A 17,832-nucleotide genomic window follows, 5' to 3' on the forward strand; every position below is an offset into this window, starting at 1 on the left:
GGGGGGGGGGGGGGGGGGGGGGGGGGGGGGGGGTGGGGCCGCGCCCACCCACCCCGCGGGGGGTTCTCCCCCTCTCCCCCCCCCCCCCCCCCCCCCCCCCCCCCCCCCCCCCCCGCTCCCCCAGACAGGCATGCGTCAGCGGACAGGAAGTCAAAGGCAGATGGCGTCAGGTCGATCGAATTGTTTCGCCGTAGAGCCACGCCATGCGTGGCTGAGCGGCAACCAGAATGTCCGGGCTCGCGCGATGCTTTTGACCTTGTATCCCGTCCTCGCACCGCGCAGTGAAAACCGAACAGCCAGCGCTCTACGCGTGGATCCAGCACCGCCGAGAGCGTTTCTCCGCCGAGGCGCAATGCGTCGCCGTGCCGATCGTTCGTATCGGCAGTCGTCTGACGACCGACCCTACCGCGCTCATGCGCGCGTGCGCTCGTACACCGTTTTACGTGGCGAGTAGGCCGCGTTCGATCAGCCAGGCTTTTGCGTCTTCGGCATCCTGCTCGAACCAGGCGCGCGTGGAGCCGAGGCGATAGGTGTAGCCCCACGCATCCATGTCGGCCATCAGCTGCGCGCTGCCTACACCTGGCAACTGCCCGGCCAGCACGATCTGCAGGTAGCAGGTGGCGTCTTCTTCGGGGACCGAATCGGTCGCGTCGGTGTGCACCAGCGCGCGGCGTTCGGGCGGCAGTACGATCAGGTGGCAGGCCTCGTGCAGCATCGAGTGCACCGGCGTGTCGTTACGCACGTAGACGTCGCTGGCGATGATGCCCGCCTCGGGCTCGCCCCAGTAACTGCCCGGAATCGGTGCGCCATCGGCCACGTGGTGCAGCTGCAGCGCGTGGCGGGCCAGCAACGCCGCCGCATCCTCGAAGGCGATGTCGCCCACCCGGGTGACCTGCGGTTCTGCTTCGGCGGCGGTGTTCATGGCGTGTGCGTCCTGCGCCCCTTCCCGGTGGGGAAGGGGCCTTTACGATCAGGGCTGCTGCGGGCCTTCCGGCAGCGCCACCGAAATGTCCAGCACGTCGTGCTCGCCGTCCTTGACCAGGTCTACCTTGACCGCGTCCGCGTCGATGTTCACGTACTTCTTGATCACTTCCAGCAGCTCGCGCTGCAGCAGCGGCAGGTAATCCGGGCCGCCACGGTGGCTGCGTTCCTGCGCGATGATGATCTGCAGGCGGTTCTTGGCCGTTTCGGCGGTGGTCTTCTTCGTCTTGAGGAAATCGAACAGGCCCATGCTTACCCTCCGAACAGCTTGCTGAAGAAGCCCTTCTTCTCAACAACGGTGAAGCGCATCGGGCGCTCTTCGCCGAGGATGCGGGCCACCGCATCATCGTATGCCTGGCCTGCGGGCGATTCTGCATCCAGGATCACCGGCTCGCCCTTGTTGGACGCGTTCAGCACATCCCCCGATTCCGGGATCACGCCGATCGCCTTCAGCCCCAGCACCTCTTCCACGTCCGTGATGCTCAGCATCTCGCCCGACTCCACCCGGACCGGGCTGTAACGGGTCAGCAGCAGGAAGGCCGGCACGTTCTGGCCCGATTCGGCCTTGTGCGTCTTCGAATCCAGCAGGCCGATGATGCGGTCCGAGTCGCGTACCGACGACACTTCCGGGTTCACCACCACCACCGCGCGGTCGGCGAAATACATCGCCAGGAACGCACCCTTTTCGATACCCGCCGGCGAATCGCAGATGATGTAATCGAAACCGTCAGCGGCCAGGTCCTTCAGCACCTTGCCCACGCCTTCCTGGGTCAGCGCATCCTTGTCGCGGGTCTGCGAAGCAGCCAGCACGTACAGGTTGTCGAAGCGCTTGTCCTTGATCAGGGCCTGCTTGAGCGTGGCCTCGCCGTGCACGACATTCACGAAGTCGTACACCACGCGCCGCTCGCAGCCCATGATCAGGTCAAGGTTGCGCAGGCCGACGTCGAAGTCGATCACCGCCACCTTCTTGCCCCTGCGCGCAAGGCCGCAGGCAAGGCTTGCGCTGGAAGTGGTCTTGCCGACGCCGCCCTTGCCGGAGGTGACTACGATGATTTCAGCCAAAGGACTTCTCCTGATGATTCTGTTGGGTTGCCGCGTCAGTCCAGCGCAGCGATCTTGATCTGGTCGTTTTCCAGCCACACCTGCACGGCCTTGCCGCGCAGGTTGTCCGGGACATCGTCCAGTACCTTGTAATGGCCGGCAATGGCGACCAGTTCAGCGTGGAAGTCACGGCAGAAAATGCGCGCCGTGGTGTTGCCCTGGGCACCTGCCAGGGCACGGCCCCGCAGCGTACCGTAAATATGGATGCTGCCATCGGCGATCACTTCGGCGCCCGCGCCGACCGTGGCCATCACCGTCAGGTCGCAGTTCTCCGCGTACAGCTGCTGGCCCGAACGCACGTTGCTGGTCTGCATGCGGCCGGGCTTGGGCGCATTGCCCGCGTCCACCGCCGCGGCAGGGGCCGGTGCGGCGGCACGCGCGCGGCGTGCCGGTTCCGGGGCCGGTGCGGCTGCAACCGGCGCAGGTGCCGGCTCAGCCTCGGCGCGCTCGTACTGCGCGCGGAACTTGGCCAACAGCGGCAGCCCCAGCTGCTGCGAGAGCAGGTCGGTTTCGTTGCTGCCGTAGGCCAGCGCCACCGGCAGCACGCCGGCACTGCGCAGGCCGTCCAGCAGCGCCTGGGCCGTGGCCACGTCGGGCATCTGGCTCAGGCCGCCGAAGTCCAGGATCACCGCAGCGCGGCCGAACAGCTTCGGCGCGCGGGCCACGCGGTCGTGCATTTCGCGGGTGAGGCGTTCCACATCCAGGGTGCGGATGCGCAGGTTGGCGATGCCCACCTGGCCGATCTTCAGTTCACCGGCCTGTTCAAAATCCATGTTCGCCGCCACCTCAGGTCCCCGTCGGTCGATGCGCGCGCAGCGGCTCGCGACGCTGGCCCACCCAGGGCACGTCCGGCAGCGCGTCGCCGTAGGTGTCGTGCACCCACTGGTAACTGCACAGGTCCTTGAGCAGCATGCTGGCCCGCACATCCACGTGCGGCATGTTGTTCTGCCCGACCTCGCGGAAGCCGAAGCTGCCGTGGAACAGCAGCGCCGCATCGGCGCCGTGGTCCAGGAACACCTCGCAGGTCAGCTGCGGGTAGCGCAGCTCGGCGTAGCTCTGGGCATCGGCGTAGAACGCCCGGCCCACACCACCGCCACGGCGGCGGCTGGCCACCACGATGCGGTCGATGTAGAAGAATTTGCTGGTCAGGTGCTGCTTGAACCAGGCGAAGTTGCTGCTGTCGTGCTGGCTGTCGCTGCCGAAACCGATCAGGAAGCCGGCCAGGTTGCCGTCGCGCTCGGCGACGCGGAAGTATTCAGCGGTTTCATAGAACAGGCGCAGGCGGGCGGCATCCAGCGGAAGGATGGCCAGGCCGGCGTTGTTGTTCAGGGCCAGGACGGAATCGAGCTCGTGCTCGCGCACGTCGCGGATGACAATCGACATTGTGACTCCGTGGGGTAACGCGGTTGGCCCGTCTAGGGGCCCTGCCGGTGATTATTGCATGGGTGGCCGGGCAGGGCACAGGCCAGCCATGACTTATGTCCGGGTGCAGCGGCGCAGGTTCAGCCTAAGATGCGTCCATGTTGGGATACCTCAGCCAAACCCGAGTACTGCGACTGGCCGGCCTGTTCACCTGGGTCATGCTTGGCCTGCCGCTGGTCTATTCCCAGTACGAAGCGGTCCGCCGCAGCGGCGGCATCGACGTGCCGCCCCTGCTGTTGTTCGTGTCCTACCTGGCCTTCGGCGGCGGCTACCTGTGGCTGACCCGCGGCCTGCGCAACGGCGGCCATTCGGCCTGGTACGACCGCGCCATCCTGGTCCTGCTGACCATTTCCGCCCTGGCCGTGAGCTTCCTGAGCGGCTCGGGCCTGGGCAGCATCCTGATGATGGTGGCCGCCGGGGTCATCCCGTGGATGCTGCCGGCCCGGGTCGGGGTGATCTGGCTGCTGGTCAGCCAGCTGGCGGTCGCCCCGGTCTATTACCTGTTCCTGCCGTTCTCCCTGTTCGAGGCGGTGATGCAGTCGCTGCTGTATGGCGGCTTCTCCATGTTCATCTTCGTGACCAGCCTGGTCGCCCGCCAGCAGACCGACGCCCGCGAAGAGCAGCGCCGGCTCAATACCGAGCTGCGCGCCACCCGCGTGCTGCTGGCCGAAAGCGCACGGGTCAACGAGCGCACCCGGATCTCGCGCGAGCTGCATGACCTGCTCGGCCACCACCTCACCGCGCTGAGCCTGAACCTGGAAGTGGCCGGCCACATCACCGAGGGCCAGGCCCAGGAGCATGTGCACCAGGCCCATACCCTGGCCAAGCTGCTGCTCACCGACGTGCGTGAAGCGGTCAGCCAGCTTCGCGACAGCGGCGCCATCGACCTGGCCGCCGCGCTGCGCCCGCTGACCGAGCAGGTGCCCTCGCTGGACATCCACCTGGACATCGAAGAACCGCTGAGCGTGGAAGACCCAGAGCAGGCCCACGTCCTGCTGCGCTGCACCCAGGAGATCATCACCAACGCGGTGCGCCATGCGCGCGCCCGCAACCTGTGGATCCAGGTATTCCGCGAGCCGCCGGGGCAGGTGGTGGTGCAGGCGCACGACGATGGCGTCGGCGCCGATGGCATCGTGATCGGCAACGGCTTGCGTGGCATGCGGGAACGCCTGCAACAATGCGGCGGTGAGCTGCAGATTGAAACCCACCGGGGTCAGGGCTTCCGCCTGCGCGCCTCGGTTCCCGGCGTGCCAGTGCTGATGCTGGGTGCCATCCTGGAAGGAGTGCGTTGATGATTCGCGTCTGCCTGGTCGACGACCAAACCCTGGTGCGGCAGGGAATCCGCTCGCTGCTCGCCCTGGATGACGGGATCGAAGTGGTGGCCGAAGCCGCCGATGGCCGCCAGGCCGTCGAGGTGGTGCCGCAGATCCGCCCCGACGTGGTGCTGATGGACATGCGCATGCCGGTGATGTCCGGGCTGGAGGCGCTGCAGTCGCTGTCGCGGCTGGGGCAGCTGCCGCCGACCATCATCCTCACCACCTTCGACGATGACCAGCTGGTCCTGGCCGGGCTCAAGGCCGGCGCCAAGGGCTACCTGCTCAAGGACGTGACCCTGGAACAGCTGGTCGGTGCCATCCGCACCGTGGCCGATGGCGGTTCGCTGGTGCAGCCGGCGGTCACCCAGCGCCTGCTGTCCGGGCTGGAGCACATGCGCAACGAGTTCGTGAGCCTGGACCGGCCCGACCCGCTCACCGACCGCGAGACCGAGATCCTGCGGCTGATGGCCAGCGGGTTCTCCAACAAGGAGATCGCCAATTCGCTGGGCGTGGCCGAAGGCACCATCAAGAACCATGTGTCCAACATCCTGTCCAAGCTGGGCGTGCGCGACCGCACCCGGGCCGTGCTGAAGGCATTCGAGCTGCAACTGGTGTGAACATGAACGCCAGTTGAAAGCATTGTGGGGCAAGGCCTGCGGCGGTCGTCGCAGGCCTCCTTGCCGAAACCGGCAAATAAATATGGCCAACGGCCACATGCTGGCCCGCGCGATGCGCTATCTTTCCGCTCCTTGTCTATTCAAAACCGCTGCTGGTATGGAAACCGGTGCGCCAATCCTGATCAACAACACCCGCGAAGCCTGCTAGGATTGGCGCTTCGCTTCAATCAACCCGGCCGTGGGATCGGCCCCGGAGACTCCTGAATGACCCGTATTATCGAGTTCCTGATCGCCTTGGGGATCGTGGCTGGCCTGTTCGTCATCATTGGCGTTGTGCTGCCGGGCGAGCGTCACATTACCGAAAGCATCGAGACCAACCGCAAGATGACGATCGTGTACGACACGGTCAACAGCCTGCGCCGCTTCAAGGACTGGAACCCGCTCGTCCTGCGCGATCCCGCCGTTGAACTGAAGCACTCCGGCCCCGCCGCCGGCGTGGGTGCCCGCCTGGACTATTCCTCCAAGGAATCGTCGCTGGGCCAGGGCAGCTGGACGATCACCGAGTCCGAGCCGAACAAGCGCGTGGCCATCGCCATCGAGGACCAGACCAAGGGCCACGACAAGAAGACCAGCTTCACGCTTGAGCCGACCGGCAAGGGTGGCCGCAACGTCAAGATCACCCAGGACTACAGCATCAAGTACGGCTGGAACCTGTTTGGTCGCTACGCCGGTCTGTACGTCAGCCGCCACGTCGGTGACGACCTGAAGCTGGGTCTGTCGCGCATGGCCAACATGCTGGCTACCGTGCCGAACATCGACTACCGCACCGCCGAAGCCCCGCTGGTCGACCTGGCCATCGTCGATGCCCCGGCCGAAGACCTGCTGGTCGTCACCGCCGGTAACGTTGATCGCGGCGAAGCGACCATCACCAAGTCCATCAAGGACAACCAGGAGTGGATCAAGCGCGTGATGGAGGCCAATGACCTCGAAGCCGCCGGTCCGTTCCGCATCATCACCACTGACTTCGGTCAGGAGAAGTACGCCTTCGACGTGGCCCAGCCGGTCAAGAAGAAGGGTACTGCAGGCGCTTCGGCTGAAGCCCTGACGGTGAAGATCGATGGTGGTGCCCCGGTCAAGTACGTGCACGTTGCCCCGCACCGTACCGCCCACGCCAAGTACACCGGCCACATGGCTGGCCTGGACATCGCCCGCAACGCCCTCCGTGCCTGGGCTGTGACCGGCGGCAACGAAGTGATCGATCGTCCGTACGAAACCTGGAACGGCGGTCTGGAGAAGTCGTTCACGCAGGAAGGTACGTACGACATCTACTGGGCCGTCAAGTAAACCGACGGTTGCCACGGATGTAACGTAGAACAGAAAACGCGCCGCTTCCTGCGGCGCGTTTTTTTTTGGAGGAAGATGCAGCCATGCTCAACCTGGAACGACGCGCGCGTAAACCTTCGCTGCTGGCCTGCCTGGGGGGCCTGTTGGCGGCCACCGCCGTGGGCCTGTCGGCCTATGCCTCGCACGGTATCGCCGAACCGCTGGCGCAGTCGCATGTGAACACTGCGGCGCTGTTCGCCTTCGGGCATGGCGTGGCCCTGGCCGTGCTGGGCCCCACCCAGCAGAACAGCGTGGGCAAGCTGGCGTTGTACGTGCTGCTGTTGGGCACGCTGTTGTTCTCCGGCAGCCTGGTGGCCGGCGCGTTGTGGCAGTTGCGCACCGGGCTGGCCCCGGTGGGTGGCACGGCCTTGATGATCGGGTGGGTGGTGTACGCGTTCAATGCCCTGAGGCGCTGACATGCCGCGCTTCCGCCGGGGCTTTGATGTAGACGAGGCGCACGACTGGTTGTCGCGCCGCGACCGTCGGCTGGGCAGTTGGATGAAGCGGCTCGGGCCGGTGGCGGCGCCGCCCGGCTGGACGCGCAGTTTCGACCCGGTCGATGCCCTGGCCCGCGCGATCCTGTTCCAGCAGCTCAGCGGCAAGGCCGCCTCCACCATCGTGGGCCGGGTGGAGACCGCCATCGGCAGCACCCGCCTGCACGCCGACACCCTGGCACGCATCGACGACCCCGGCCTGCGCAGCTGCGGTGTCTCCGGCAACAAAGCGTTGGCCCTGCGTGACCTGGCCCGGCGCGAGGCGGCCGGCGAGATTCCCGACCTGCGGCGGATGTCGGTGATGCCGCACGACGCGATCATCGACGCACTGGTGCCGATCCGCGGCATCGGCCGCTGGACCGTGGAAATGATGCTGATGTTCCGGCTCGGCCGCCCCGACATCCTGCCCATCGACGACCTCGGGGTGCGCAAGGGCGCCCAGCGGGTGGACAAGGCAGAAGCAATGCCGACCCCGAAGGAACTGGCCGCCCGCGGCGAAAAGTGGGGCCCGTTCCGGACCTACGCCAGCCTGTACCTGTGGCGCATCGCCGATTTCACCGAAAGCCCGAAGGCCAGCACCAACCGCTCCCAGGACTGAGCCACGCAGGGCGTGGCGCTACGGTCCAGACCAGCACCAATGCCACGGCTCGTACACGATGCCGTGGGGGTTGTCGCGCGGATAGCTCAAGTGGAAGCCGTAGCTTCCCGCGTGCTCCAGCAGCCACGCGAACGCAGCGGTGGCCTCGAAGCTCTCCTCGGCCGGCGGTTCCCCCGGGCTGCTGATATCCAGCGCACGCCCGCTGTGGTGTTCGCTGTACCCCGGCGCGGCATTGACCTGCAGGATCGCATCCACCTCCAGCCCGCGCGCGCGTTTGCGCGCGAAGATGCCCAGCTGGTAATCGTGGCTGCGGTAGCCTGAAATGGCCTCCAGCACGATGCCCTCGCGCGCGGCCTGCTGCTGCATGCGCTGCCAGGCGCGCGCGGCGCCCTGCTGCAGCCACAGCGGCCGGCGGTAACGGTCGAAGCCGGCCAGGGCCAGCCGTTCCGGTTCGGCTTCCAGCGCCAGTGCGGTGTCCTGCTCATAGCGCGCCGAATCGATGCCCAGCTGTTCCAGCCGGTCCTGCAGCCCGCTCAGCGGCAGCAGCGCATCGGCCGCGTGCGCGCGCTGCGTGCCATGCAGCGCCAGGTCCAAGGCATCGAGTGCTTCCTCGATCCCTGGCTCGCGCATCAGGTGCGGCACCAGCGGCAACAGGCCGTGCGCGGTGGCGGCGGCCAGGTACTGCCCATCACGCTTGCGCCGCAGCACCCAGCGGGCCCGAGCCAGCGCCCGTGCATCGGCGTTGCTGCGCGCACGCAGCAGCCCGCCGGGCCACAGTTCGATATCGGCGGTGTTGATCAGCAGGGCAGGGTGTCGGCGCATGCGTACAGCTTAGCGCGCAGCCTGCGCGTTCAGCGCATCCAGCAGCGCGCGCGGGTGCTCGGGGCTGAGCAGCAGCACGCGGTCGTCGCGCAGCGGCAGGTACAGCACGCGGCTGGGATCGGTGACAAGGCAGAACGCCTTGTGCTTGCCCATCCGGTAATGGCCGGACTGGAACCCCGGCATGCCGAACCCGTTGATCTTCATGCCCGGCTTGAACTGGCTGTGTTCGGCCAGGTCGACGATGCGCGCCTGGTCCAGCAGCATCGACGATACCGCCGTGCGACGGCGGTAGAAGGTGGAGGTCACCAGCAGCTCGCCATGTTCCAGCGTGATGCGGCGACGGAGGAACGCCCAGCTGAGCACACCGCCCAGCACCAGCAGGAACGGCAGGGTGATGGCCATGTCCATCGGTGTGCGTTGTTCCTGCAGGTGCGTGGTGACCAGCAGCACGGCCACGCCCAGCAGCGGCAGCCACAGCCAGAGCAGGCGCCACAGCGGGGCGGGCGCCACCGCGAATTCAGTGGCGGGCACGGCCGTCGTCCGGGCTGCCACGTCAGAGCTCCTTCTTGAAGAACAGCAACGCCACGCCCATCGGGGTGCCCTGCATCACGTTCACCAGCTCCCAGCCGAGTTGGCCCTGGCGGTTGAGTTCGGCCTGCAGGTCTTCCGGCTTCAAGCCGGTCCACGAGGGCTTAACTTCGACGGTGAGGTAGCTCCAGCGCTTGCTCATTCCTTGCTCTCCGGATCAGGTGCGGGTTTGGGAAGGCGTCCAGCCTTGCGCAGTGCGTCGCGCAGCACGTACTCGATCTGCGCGTTCAAACTGCGCAGCTCGTCATCGGCCCAGCGTTGCGCCGCCGCCAGTACGTCGGCATTGATGCGCAGCGGGTAGGCTTTCTTTTCGCTCATGCTCAGTACAACGAACCGGCGTTGACGATAGGCTGCGTGCCACGGTCCGAGCACAGCACGGTCAGCAGGTTGCCCACCATCTGTGCCTTGCGCTCTTCATCCAGCTGCACCACGTTGTTCTTCTGCAGTTCGTTCAGCGCCATCTCGACCATGCCCACGGCACCGGCGACGATCCGCGTGCGCGCGGCGATTACCGCATTGGCCTGCTGCCGCTGCAGCATCGCCTGGGCGATTTCCGGCGCATAGGCCAGGTGGCTGATGCGCGCATCAAGCACCTGCACGCCGGCATCGGCCAGGCGTTCGGCCAGTTCGTCCTTGAGGTGCTGGGAAATCTCGGCGGCGTGGCTGCGCAGGGAGAGCTGGCCGTCCTCGTGCTGGTCGTAGGGGTAGCTGGTGGCCATCGCACGCAGGGCGGATTCGGACTGGATGTGCACGAAGCTTTCGTAGTCGTCCACGTTGTAGACCGCCTCGGAGGCGTCCACGACCTGCCAGACGATGACCGCGGCGATTTCGATCGGGCTGCCGTCCAGTTCGTTGACCTTGAGCTTGCCGCTTTCGAAGTTGCGCACGCGCTGGCTGACCTTCTTCTTGCTGAAGAACGGGTTGTTCCAGCGCAGGCCGTTGTCCTTGACCGTGCCGACGTACTTGCCGAACAGGCTCAGCACCGCCGCCTGGTTGGGCTGCACGGTGTACAGGCCGGTCAGGCTGAACAGGGAAATCAGGCCCAGCAGCACGCCGCCGAGCATCAGCAGCAGGTTGACGTTGCCGGGCTCGATCCCGGAAAAGAAGAGCCATGCGGAGACCACCAGCAGGGCCAGCACGGCCAGCAGGAAGGGGATGCCGGAGAGGGAGGGGACGGGCTTTTCTTTCATGGGGGCATCCTTTGCGGGTGGGTTTGGAATAGTGATATCAAATTGATATCACTCCTGCAAGGGCCCCATCCCATAAAATGGCGTCCCGCCTCTGATGTCCGGAATATCGCCATGATCACGCTCGGCACGCCGCTGTCCCCCTCCGCCACCCGTGTCCTGCTGCTGGGCTCGGGCGAACTGGGCAAGGAGGTCGCCATCGAGCTGCAGCGGCTGGGGGTGGAGGTGATTGCTGCCGACCGCTATGCCGACGCCCCGGCCATGCAGGTGGCGCACCGGTCGCACGTGATCGACATGCTCGATGCGATGGCGCTGCGCGCGCTGATCGCCGAGGAAAAACCGCACCTGATCGTGCCCGAGATCGAAGCCATCCACACCGAAACCCTGGTCCAGCTGGAGCAGGAAACCGGCCAGCGGGTGGTGCCGACCGCGCGCGCGGCGCGCCTGACCATGGACCGTGAAGGCATCCGCCGCCTGGCCGCCGAAACCCTGGGCCTGCCGACCTCGCCGTACCGCTTCGTGGATACCGAGGCCGAGTACCGCGCCGCCGTGGCGGCGATCGGGCTGCCGTGCGTGGTCAAGCCGGTGATGTCCTCCTCGGGCAAGGGCCAGAGCACGCTGCGCGACGAGGCCGACATCGCGCCGGCCTGGGAATATGCACAGACCGGTGGTCGTGCCGGTGCCGGCCGCTGCATCGTGGAAGGCTTCATCGATTTCGATTACGAGATCACCCTGCTGACCGTGCGCCATGCCGGGGGCACCTCGTTCTGCGCGCCGATCGGGCATTGGCAGAAGGATGGCGACTACCGCGAAAGCTGGCAGCCGCAGCCGATGTCGCCGGCCGCGCTGGCGCGTGCCGAAGAGATCTCGCAGGCGATCACCGATGACCTGGGCGGCTGGGGCCTGTTCGGCGTAGAGCTGTTCGTGAAGGGCGACGACGTGTGGTTCAGCGAAGTCTCGCCGCGCCCGCATGACACCGGTCTGGTCACGCTGGCCTCGCAGGAACTGAGCGAATTCGCGCTGCACGCCCGCGCCATCCTGGGCCTGCCGATCCCGCTGATCCGCCAGAGTGGCCCGTCGGCCTCCTGCGCGATGCTGGCGCACGGCGAAGGCGTGCCGGTCTTCAGCAACGTAGAGGCGGCACTGGCGCATCCGGACACGGCGCTGCGCCTGTTCGGCAAGCCGAGCGTTCATGGGCACCGCCGGGTTGGGGTGACGCTGGCGCGGGCTGAGTCCATCGACGAGGCGCGGAAGATCGCGCGCGAGGCGGCGGAAGCGATCACGATCGAGTTGCCCGCGTAAGGCGTTGGCGTCTTCGTTTCTACGTGCTGGGGCGGCCGTCGGGCCGCCCCCGAGAGATGGCGTTGCGCGGAACGAACGGCAAGCATGGCCGCTAACGCATTGCAATCATCAACCCGGTAGGTATCGACCGTTGGTCGATACGCTCTTACCGCACGTCCACCCACACCAGGTGGTGGTCGCTGCCGTCGGCGATCTTCGCTTCGGGGCTTTCGTTGGCCGGCCAGAACACGCCGCTGCCGATGTACTCGAAGCCCACTGACGGCAGCACGTAATCCAGGCGCATGGTGCCGGATTTCGGCCCGAAATCGCCGGTGGCGTGGAACGGCGCACCCTTCCGCACGATGCCCTTTTCCGCATAGGCCAGGCTGGTCTGCTCGGCACCCACGCTGCGCGGGGTCGGGTAGCGCAGCACGCGCGCGTTTTCGATCAGCTCCACGATCGCGTCATGGCGGCCATCGCCGTCGGCCGGGTCGTTGTTGAGGTCGCCCAGGATCACGAAGCGCGCGTCCTGTGCGAGCCCGCCGCAGGTGCCCTTGTCATCGCACAGCCAGGTCTTGTCGCCGGCCGCCAGGTATTCCTGCCACAGCCGCAGTTCGTCGTGGTTGCGCGCCGCATTGCGCTTTTCCGGGCCGTCGAACACCGGCGGGGTGGGGTGCGAGACCAGTGCGTGCACCACGCCGTTGGGGGTGCGCACCGGCACGTCCCAATGCGACTTGGACGACAACCGCAGCTGCGACCACACGTGGTCGTTGTAGAACGACTTGCCGCTGCGCGGGTCGATCGGGCGCAGCGCGCCCGGCAGCGAGCTCCACTTCAGCAGCTGGAAGCTGCGCACCTTGGCCTCGTCGATCGGGTAGCGCGACAGCACCAGCATGCCGTACTGGCCCGGGTGCAGGCCGTAGCCCCAGGCATCGTTGCCGCGGTTGCGGCCGTCGCCGCCGATCTGGCCGTTGTTGTCCAGGTCCAGCCCGCTCTGCACGCCGGTGTTGACCGGGGCCAGGTAGCGGTAGGCGAAGTGCAGCGGCTCACCGCCGCCGGGCTGGGCCACTTCCAGGTAGCGCTGCTGGAACAGGTCGGCGGCGCGGTGGGCGTCGTCGTAGTCGAATTCGTTGAGCAGCACCAGGTCCGGGCGCACCTGCTGCAGCACCGCGGCGATCTTGCGCGCGTGCGCGCTGTCGCCTTCCAGTTCGGCGATCAGCCCGCCGGTCTCGTCGCTGTACAGCGAGGTGTTGTAGGTGGCGATCCGCAGCGGCGCGGAGGTGGCTTCCGGCATGGCGGCGGTCTTGGTCGGGGTTTGGGCGCAGGCGCCGCAGAGCAGGGCCAGGGCGAGGATCAGGGGATGGGCTTTCATCCCGCTATTCTGCACGGGCGGGCATTGCAATGGCGGGTCAGATGCCGTCCAGCGCCTCGTCGAACTCGTGCCAGCGGCGGCCGTCGTAGGCCTCCAGCGGCCGGAAGCGGCGCTTGTAGTCCATCTTGCGGTGGTTGCGGATCCAGTAGCCCAGGTACAGGTGCGGCAACTGCTCGCGCCGGGCCCAGGCGATCTGCTGCAGGATCGCGAAGGTGCCCAGCCCACGGTGGGCGTGGTCCGGGTCGAAGAAGGTGTACACCGCCGACAGCCCCTGCGGGGTGACATCGGTGACTGCCACCGCCAGCAGCGGGCCTCGATGGCCATCTTCGGCCGGTCCGCGGATTTCCAGGAAGCGCCCCTGCGACCACTGCCCGATCAGGAACTGGTCGAACTCGTGCGGGCCGTGTTCGTCCATGCCGCCCTGGGCGTGGCGATGGGTCAGGTAGCGGTGGTACAGCGCGAACTGCTCATCGGTCTGCTCGGCAGCCACGATCCGCACTTCCAGGTCGTCGTTGCGCGCCAGGCAGCGGCGCTGGCTGCGGTCGGGTGCGAAACGGGCCACCGGCACCCGCACCGACACGCAGGCATGGCAGTTGGCGCAGTGCGGGCGGTAGACCAGGTCGCCGGAGCGGCGGAAGCCCCAGCTGAGCGCCATCGGGTACAGCGTGCCCAGCCGCTGGTCGTGCGGGTCCAGCACCAGGTCGCGCGCAGCCCGCTCCGGCCAGTAGCCACAGGGATGGTCCCCGGTCTGGAACAGGCGCAGCTCGTCGTCGCGGTCGGTGTGGATCGCCATGCCCACAGCATAGCGCCGGGGCGTCGCAGGCGGCGCGACTGTCTGGCGAATGAACACGGCCGGTGGCGCTGTCAACGCGGCGGGCGCCCGCGCGTTTTCTCTCCCGTGGGTGCCAACGCACCGCACGAAGCATCCCCCCAATACCGGAGTGACCCATGCGCAACCGCAAACCCCTTCTGCTGCTGGCCCTGCTGATGACCACCGGCGCTGCCGGCCTGGCGGTGGCCGCCGATACCCCGGCCACGCCCGCCAAGCCGGCCCGCGCGACGCTGGACACCAACGGCGATGGTTTCGTCGACCGTACCGAGGCCGCCAAGGCGCCGCGCCTGGCCGAGAAGTTCGACAGCCTGGACACCAACAAGGACGGCAAGCTGTCCCGCGAGGAACTGCCGCGCTGGCAGGGCAAGCGCCACGGCCGTGGTCCGGGTGGCGGGCATGCGCGCCTGGAAAAGCTGGACGCGAACAAGGACGGCCGGATCAGCCGCGACGAAGCCAAGGCCGACCCGAAGCTGGCCGCGCGCTTCGAGCAGATGGACCTCAACAAGGACGGCTACCTGGACAAGGCCGACCGCGAGCTGGGCATGAAGCAGCACCGTGATGCGTGGTTCGCTGCGGCCGATACCAACAAGGACGGCCAGCTGAGCAAGGCCGAATTCGACGCGGCCAAGGGCCCGTTCGGTGGCCCGCGCGGCGAACACCGCGGCGACAAGCCGCCGATGCCGCCGAAGGCAAAGTAACGTAGCGTCGGGCCCTGCCCGGCAACCAGAAAAGCGCCGGTCACCGACCGGCGCTTTTTTCATGCGTCAGATCAACCCGCGCTCGCCGGCCACGGTCAGGATCAGGCCGACGATCACCAGGTTGGTGATCAGCAAAGCAGGTCGTCCGTACATCGACTGGTACACCCAGCTGGGTCCCGTGCGTCCCTTGCGTGCGGCATCACGCGCGATCATCGGCGCCATGATCCGTTGCAGCGGCACCAGGATCTGGTAGTTCACCAGGGCGGTGCCCAGCACCATCGCGGCCAGCGACAGATACACCGGTGCATGCAGCACCGTCAGCGCCAGCACCGCCGCGCAGACCAGCATCGCGGTGAACGTGCTGTAGTGCACGAAGCGATGCACCGCCGCGCGCTCGGCCAGTGTCTCGGTGTAGCAGAGCAGGTAGCGGCCACCGAGGTAGCTGCCGATCACGCCGCCGGCCATCGCGCCGATGGCGATGGTCCAGTTGAACTCCGGGCCGAGCAGGTGGCTCTGGCTGGCCGCCGCGCCCAGCGACCCCATTGCCGCACCGCCGGACAGACTGGCACCGCCCAGGCCGAGCTTGCTGCTGCCCACGCCAACGCTGGTGCCCAGCAGGATCGCCGCGCTGGCCGTGCCCGGTGCGGCCACCATCACCATGGAAACCACCGCAGTGGCGAAGGCGGCGCTGGGCGCGCTGCCGCGCGCGAACTCGCCGAAGCGGCGCAGCATTTCCTCGCGCACGCTGGCGCGTGCCCGCGACAGGCGCTTGCGCACGGCGGCGTCGCTCAGCCCCAGCAGGTTGGCCACCTGCTGCGAGCTCTGGCCTTCGCGGTAGTACAGCAGCAGCGTTTCGCGGCTGTCCTCGGGCAACGCGGAGATGATCTCTTCGGCGGCCACTTCCTCCTCTGCCCGCTGCAGGTATTCCGGCGCGGAGGGGCCCGGGTCGGCGGCCATGCTGATGGCGATCTCGGCGGCCTCTCCCGACAGCGGCCGGCCGCGGTTGGCGCGCAGCCAGTCGCGGGCCAGGTTGCGGGTGATCTGGCGCAGCCAGGGCAGGAAGCTGCCGTGGTTGTGCAGCTGGTTGAGCTGCTGCCAGCCCTTGATGAAGGCTTCCTGCGCGATGTCCTCGCTGGCCTGCACGTCGCGGGTGATCGCCAGTGCGATCGCGGTCACGGTGTTCTGGCAGGCCAGGACGATGCGCCCGTACGACTGCTGGCAGCCGCCGGCGGCGGCAGGCAGTTCGCGGTCCAGCGTGTCGATCAGCGGCAGCGTGGTCATGGCGTCGGTCCCTGTGGGTGGTGACATCATGACGGGGTGGGGCGGGGAATGTGACCGGGGGGCGGGGCGGGCTCGCGCGAGGGGCGCGGTAGAGCCGACTGTCAGTCGGCTGCTCTTCGTTCCGGCATCATGAGCGCCTGACAGGTGGCTTCGGCAGGCGGTAAACGTCGACCACACCATCGGCGTGGTGCGTTACGGTCTTCGGACGCTTGGGCCGCGCTGGCGCGCGGTTGCCGACTGACAGTCGGCACTACGAATTTTTACGTGCGCAGGGAGATCCGGATACGTCGGGTCGGCTCACGGTTGTTGGGTCGGAGGTGTGATCCGGACTCGGACCTCTTCTTCTTCTTCCTGCGCTGGCGCCGGTTCGGCTGCCGGGGCCTGGGGTTGTGCCTGTTGCGTCTGTACCGGCGCAGCCGTCGGGGCACTGCGGTGGCGCATCACCACCACCATTGCCACGGCGGCGATGATCAGCAGCAGGCCGATGCGGATGCGCCAGGCCCAGTTGCGCCGTGGGGCCACGTCGTCGGCCTGGTCGCGGAAGGCAAATTCGGCGGTGGGGTGGTCGCGCCGGGTGGTTTCCAGCAGGCGGGCATCGCGCAGGATTTCGCGCGCGCGCGGCTGGTCGTTGGCGTGTACCACCCACAGGGTGGGGTGGGTGGTGGCCTTGCTGGTGTCCAGGTAACTGAACTGGCTGCCGCGCTTGCTGTGGTACGAGCGCCCGTTGGTGATGCGCACCTCGATGCCGGCATCGCGCAGCAGTTTGGCCACGCCTTCCACGGTTTCCACGCGCTGGCTGGTGAAGATCTGACGCATATCGAATTATTCCTTGGCCGGTACGGCGGCGGCCGCGGCACTGTCATCCACCACGCGGATCAGGCCTTCCTGCGCGGTGCTGGCAACCAGTATGCCGTTGCGGGTGAAGAACTGGCCACGGGCGAGCCCGCGCGAATCCTGCGCGCTGGGGCTGTCCAGCGAATACAGCAGCCAGTCGTCGGCGCGGAACGGGCGGTGGAACCAGATCGCATGGTCCAGCGAGGCCATCTGCACGTGCGGCTGGTAATAGCTGATGCCGTGCGGGAAGGTCGCGGTGCCGAGCAGGTGGAAGTCCGACGCATAGGCCAGCAGCGCCTGGTGCAGTTCGGGCGCATCGCCCACCGTTTCATTCAGGCGCAGCCACACCTGGTGGTAGGGCGGGCGCTTGGGCGGGTGCAGTTCATCGCGCGGGTACACGTGGCGGAACTCGAACGGGCCGCCGCGCGAGAGCCAGCGCTGCACCTTGATCGGCAGCCGTTCCAGCACTTCCGGCGGCAGCGGGCGGTTCGGTTCGATGTCTTCCGGTTGCGGCACTTCGGGCATCTTGTGCTGGTGCTCGGCCCCGCTTTCGGCCTGCTGGAACGAGGCGGCGCAGAAGAAGATCACCTTGCCGTGCTGGATCGCGGTGACCCGGCGCACGGAGAAGCTGCCGCCATCGCGGGTGCGGTCCACGTCGTACACGATCGGGTGGTCGATGTTGCCGGCGCGCAGGAAGTAGGCATGCAGCGAATGCACATGCCGGCCGTTCTCGACCGTGGCCTGGGCCGCCGAGAGAGCCTGGCCCAGCACCTGGCCGCCGAACACGTATTTGGTGCCGATGTCGCGGCTCTGGCCCCGGAACAGGTTGTCTTCCAGGCGCTCGAGCGTGAGCAGGTCGATCAGCTCGGAAACGACGGGTTCTTGCGGCTGGGACAAGGCGGCGGCCTGGCGTTGGGGCGGACGGGAATTATACCGGTGGTGGCCAGTCGCCAACTGCCGGCGCCGTGCGCCGCCGCCCGACCAACGGTCGGGCGCTACCGGGGACACCGCCCCATCGCCGGTAG

At 67.4% G+C, this 17,832-nt stretch carries 22 protein-coding genes; 7 read left to right on the plus strand and 15 right to left on the minus strand.

The features are described from left to right. Window positions 1–439: 439 nt before the first annotated feature. The 5 genes from ACQG3P_RS03170 to ACQG3P_RS03190 are packed head-to-tail and all read right to left on the minus strand — an operon-like array spanning window position 440 to window position 3,465. A complete protein-coding gene (locus ACQG3P_RS03170; protein ID WP_217536817.1) occupies window positions 440–922 on the minus strand; it encodes a hypothetical protein in 483 nt (160 codons plus the stop codon). Window positions 923–970: 48 nt separating this feature from the next. Then, the gene (minE, locus tag ACQG3P_RS03175) at window positions 971–1,231 is read right to left on the minus strand and encodes a cell division topological specificity factor MinE (RefSeq protein WP_068850125.1); all 261 of its coding nucleotides are present in this window, start codon (window positions 1,229–1,231) and stop codon (window positions 971–973) included. A gap of 2 nt (window positions 1,232–1,233) precedes the next feature. After that, on the minus strand, window positions 1,234–2,043 hold the full coding sequence (gene minD, locus ACQG3P_RS03180; RefSeq protein WP_184125282.1) for a septum site-determining protein MinD: 810 nt from the start codon (window positions 2,041–2,043) through the stop codon (window positions 1,234–1,236). A 35-nt stretch (window positions 2,044–2,078) separates the two neighbouring features. Then, window positions 2,079–2,855, minus strand: coding sequence for a septum site-determining protein MinC (minC, locus tag ACQG3P_RS03185; RefSeq protein WP_306989443.1), 777 nt, complete (start codon window positions 2,853–2,855; stop codon window positions 2,079–2,081). A 13-nt stretch (window positions 2,856–2,868) separates the two neighbouring features. Further along, the gene (locus tag ACQG3P_RS03190) at window positions 2,869–3,465 is read right to left on the minus strand and encodes a GNAT family N-acetyltransferase (protein ID WP_068850131.1); all 597 of its coding nucleotides are present in this window, start codon (window positions 3,463–3,465) and stop codon (window positions 2,869–2,871) included. A gap of 137 nt (window positions 3,466–3,602) precedes the next feature. Here ACQG3P_RS03190 and ACQG3P_RS03195 point away from each other — a divergent pair, with 137 nt between their 5' ends. From ACQG3P_RS03195 to ACQG3P_RS03215, 5 genes are all read left to right on the plus strand, one after another. Continuing rightward, window positions 3,603–4,796: a sensor histidine kinase gene (locus ACQG3P_RS03195; protein ID WP_068850134.1), complete on the plus strand. Its 1,194-nt coding sequence runs from the start codon at window positions 3,603–3,605 to the stop codon at window positions 4,794–4,796. Next, window positions 4,796–5,437 (plus strand): response regulator, encoded by a 642-nt coding sequence (locus ACQG3P_RS03200; protein ID WP_068850140.1) that lies wholly within the window; start codon window positions 4,796–4,798, stop codon window positions 5,435–5,437. The genes ACQG3P_RS03195 and ACQG3P_RS03200 overlap by 1 nt, the downstream gene beginning before the upstream one ends. Window positions 5,438–5,701: 264 nt before the next feature. Next, window positions 5,702–6,781: an SRPBCC family protein gene (locus ACQG3P_RS03205; protein WP_068850143.1), complete on the plus strand. Its 1,080-nt coding sequence runs from the start codon at window positions 5,702–5,704 to the stop codon at window positions 6,779–6,781. Between the two features lie 83 nt (window positions 6,782–6,864). After that, entirely contained in the window at window positions 6,865–7,236 is a 372-nt protein-coding gene (locus tag ACQG3P_RS03210) for a DUF423 domain-containing protein (RefSeq protein ID WP_426804179.1), read from the plus strand. A gap of 1 nt (window position 7,237) precedes the next feature. After that, complete coding sequence (locus ACQG3P_RS03215; protein WP_426804180.1) at window positions 7,238–7,912, plus strand: DNA-3-methyladenine glycosylase family protein; 675 nt, start codon at window positions 7,238–7,240, stop codon at window positions 7,910–7,912. 18 nt (window positions 7,913–7,930) lie between these two features. Here the strand turns inward: ACQG3P_RS03215 and ACQG3P_RS03220 are convergent, their stop codons facing one another. The 5 genes from ACQG3P_RS03220 to ACQG3P_RS03240 are packed head-to-tail and all read right to left on the minus strand — an operon-like array spanning window position 7,931 to window position 10,512. After that, window positions 7,931–8,734 carry a M15 family metallopeptidase gene (locus ACQG3P_RS03220; protein WP_426804181.1) on the minus strand — a complete coding sequence of 268 codons (804 nt, stop codon included), beginning with the start codon at window positions 8,732–8,734 and terminating at the stop codon, window positions 7,931–7,933. Between the two features lie 9 nt (window positions 8,735–8,743). Beyond that, complete coding sequence (locus tag ACQG3P_RS03225; protein WP_426804182.1) at window positions 8,744–9,286, minus strand: PH domain-containing protein; 543 nt, start codon at window positions 9,284–9,286, stop codon at window positions 8,744–8,746. Window position 9,287: 1 nt separating this feature from the next. Continuing rightward, entirely contained in the window at window positions 9,288–9,464 is a 177-nt protein-coding gene (locus tag ACQG3P_RS03230; RefSeq protein ID WP_083214084.1) for a DUF4177 domain-containing protein, read from the minus strand. Next, window positions 9,461–9,640 carry an Arc family DNA binding domain-containing protein gene (locus ACQG3P_RS03235; protein ID WP_070206839.1) on the minus strand — a complete coding sequence of 60 codons (180 nt, stop codon included), beginning with the start codon at window positions 9,638–9,640 and terminating at the stop codon, window positions 9,461–9,463. Before ACQG3P_RS03235 ends, ACQG3P_RS03230 begins: the two co-directional genes overlap by 4 nt. 2 nt (window positions 9,641–9,642) lie before the next feature. After that, window positions 9,643–10,512 carry an SPFH domain-containing protein gene (locus ACQG3P_RS03240; RefSeq protein ID WP_426804183.1) on the minus strand — a complete coding sequence of 290 codons (870 nt, stop codon included), beginning with the start codon at window positions 10,510–10,512 and terminating at the stop codon, window positions 9,643–9,645. A 111-nt stretch (window positions 10,513–10,623) separates the two neighbouring features. Between ACQG3P_RS03240 and purT the strand changes: the two genes are divergently transcribed. Beyond that, window positions 10,624–11,811: a formate-dependent phosphoribosylglycinamide formyltransferase gene (purT, locus tag ACQG3P_RS03245; RefSeq protein ID WP_426804184.1), complete on the plus strand. Its 1,188-nt coding sequence runs from the start codon at window positions 10,624–10,626 to the stop codon at window positions 11,809–11,811. Window positions 11,812–11,956: 145 nt separating this feature from the next. On the opposite strand, the gene ACQG3P_RS03250 is transcribed toward purT, so the two are convergent. Both ACQG3P_RS03250 and ACQG3P_RS03255 read right to left on the minus strand, forming a co-directional pair. Continuing rightward, window positions 11,957–13,162, minus strand: a complete 1,206-nt coding sequence (locus ACQG3P_RS03250) for an endonuclease/exonuclease/phosphatase family protein (RefSeq protein WP_426804185.1) — start codon at window positions 13,160–13,162, stop codon at window positions 11,957–11,959. Window positions 13,163–13,199: 37 nt separating this feature from the next. Continuing rightward, window positions 13,200–13,955: an arginyltransferase gene (locus tag ACQG3P_RS03255; protein ID WP_068850166.1), complete on the minus strand. Its 756-nt coding sequence runs from the start codon at window positions 13,953–13,955 to the stop codon at window positions 13,200–13,202. A gap of 155 nt (window positions 13,956–14,110) precedes the next feature. Between ACQG3P_RS03255 and ACQG3P_RS03260 the strand changes: the two genes are divergently transcribed. Continuing rightward, complete coding sequence (locus ACQG3P_RS03260; RefSeq protein ID WP_426804186.1) at window positions 14,111–14,692, plus strand: EF-hand domain-containing protein; 582 nt, start codon at window positions 14,111–14,113, stop codon at window positions 14,690–14,692. A 66-nt stretch (window positions 14,693–14,758) separates the two neighbouring features. On the opposite strand, the gene ACQG3P_RS03265 is transcribed toward ACQG3P_RS03260, so the two are convergent. The 3 genes from ACQG3P_RS03265 to tesB all read right to left on the minus strand — a co-directional run bounded on the left by ACQG3P_RS03265 (window position 14,759) and on the right by tesB (window position 17,704). Further along, window positions 14,759–15,973, minus strand: coding sequence for an RNA polymerase sigma factor (locus ACQG3P_RS03265; protein WP_426804187.1), 1,215 nt, complete (start codon window positions 15,971–15,973; stop codon window positions 14,759–14,761). Window positions 15,974–16,270: 297 nt separating this feature from the next. Next, complete coding sequence (locus ACQG3P_RS03270) at window positions 16,271–16,789, minus strand: putative signal transducing protein (RefSeq protein WP_093533080.1); 519 nt, start codon at window positions 16,787–16,789, stop codon at window positions 16,271–16,273. Window positions 16,790–16,795: 6 nt separating this feature from the next. After that, complete coding sequence (gene tesB / locus ACQG3P_RS03275; protein ID WP_068850178.1) at window positions 16,796–17,704, minus strand: acyl-CoA thioesterase II; 909 nt, start codon at window positions 17,702–17,704, stop codon at window positions 16,796–16,798. Window positions 17,705–17,832: the final 128 nt, after the last annotated feature.

It is taken from the genome of Stenotrophomonas sp. SrG (assembly GCF_050031795.1).
Lineage (GTDB): Bacteria > Pseudomonadota > Gammaproteobacteria > Xanthomonadales > Xanthomonadaceae > Stenotrophomonas > Stenotrophomonas rhizophila_A.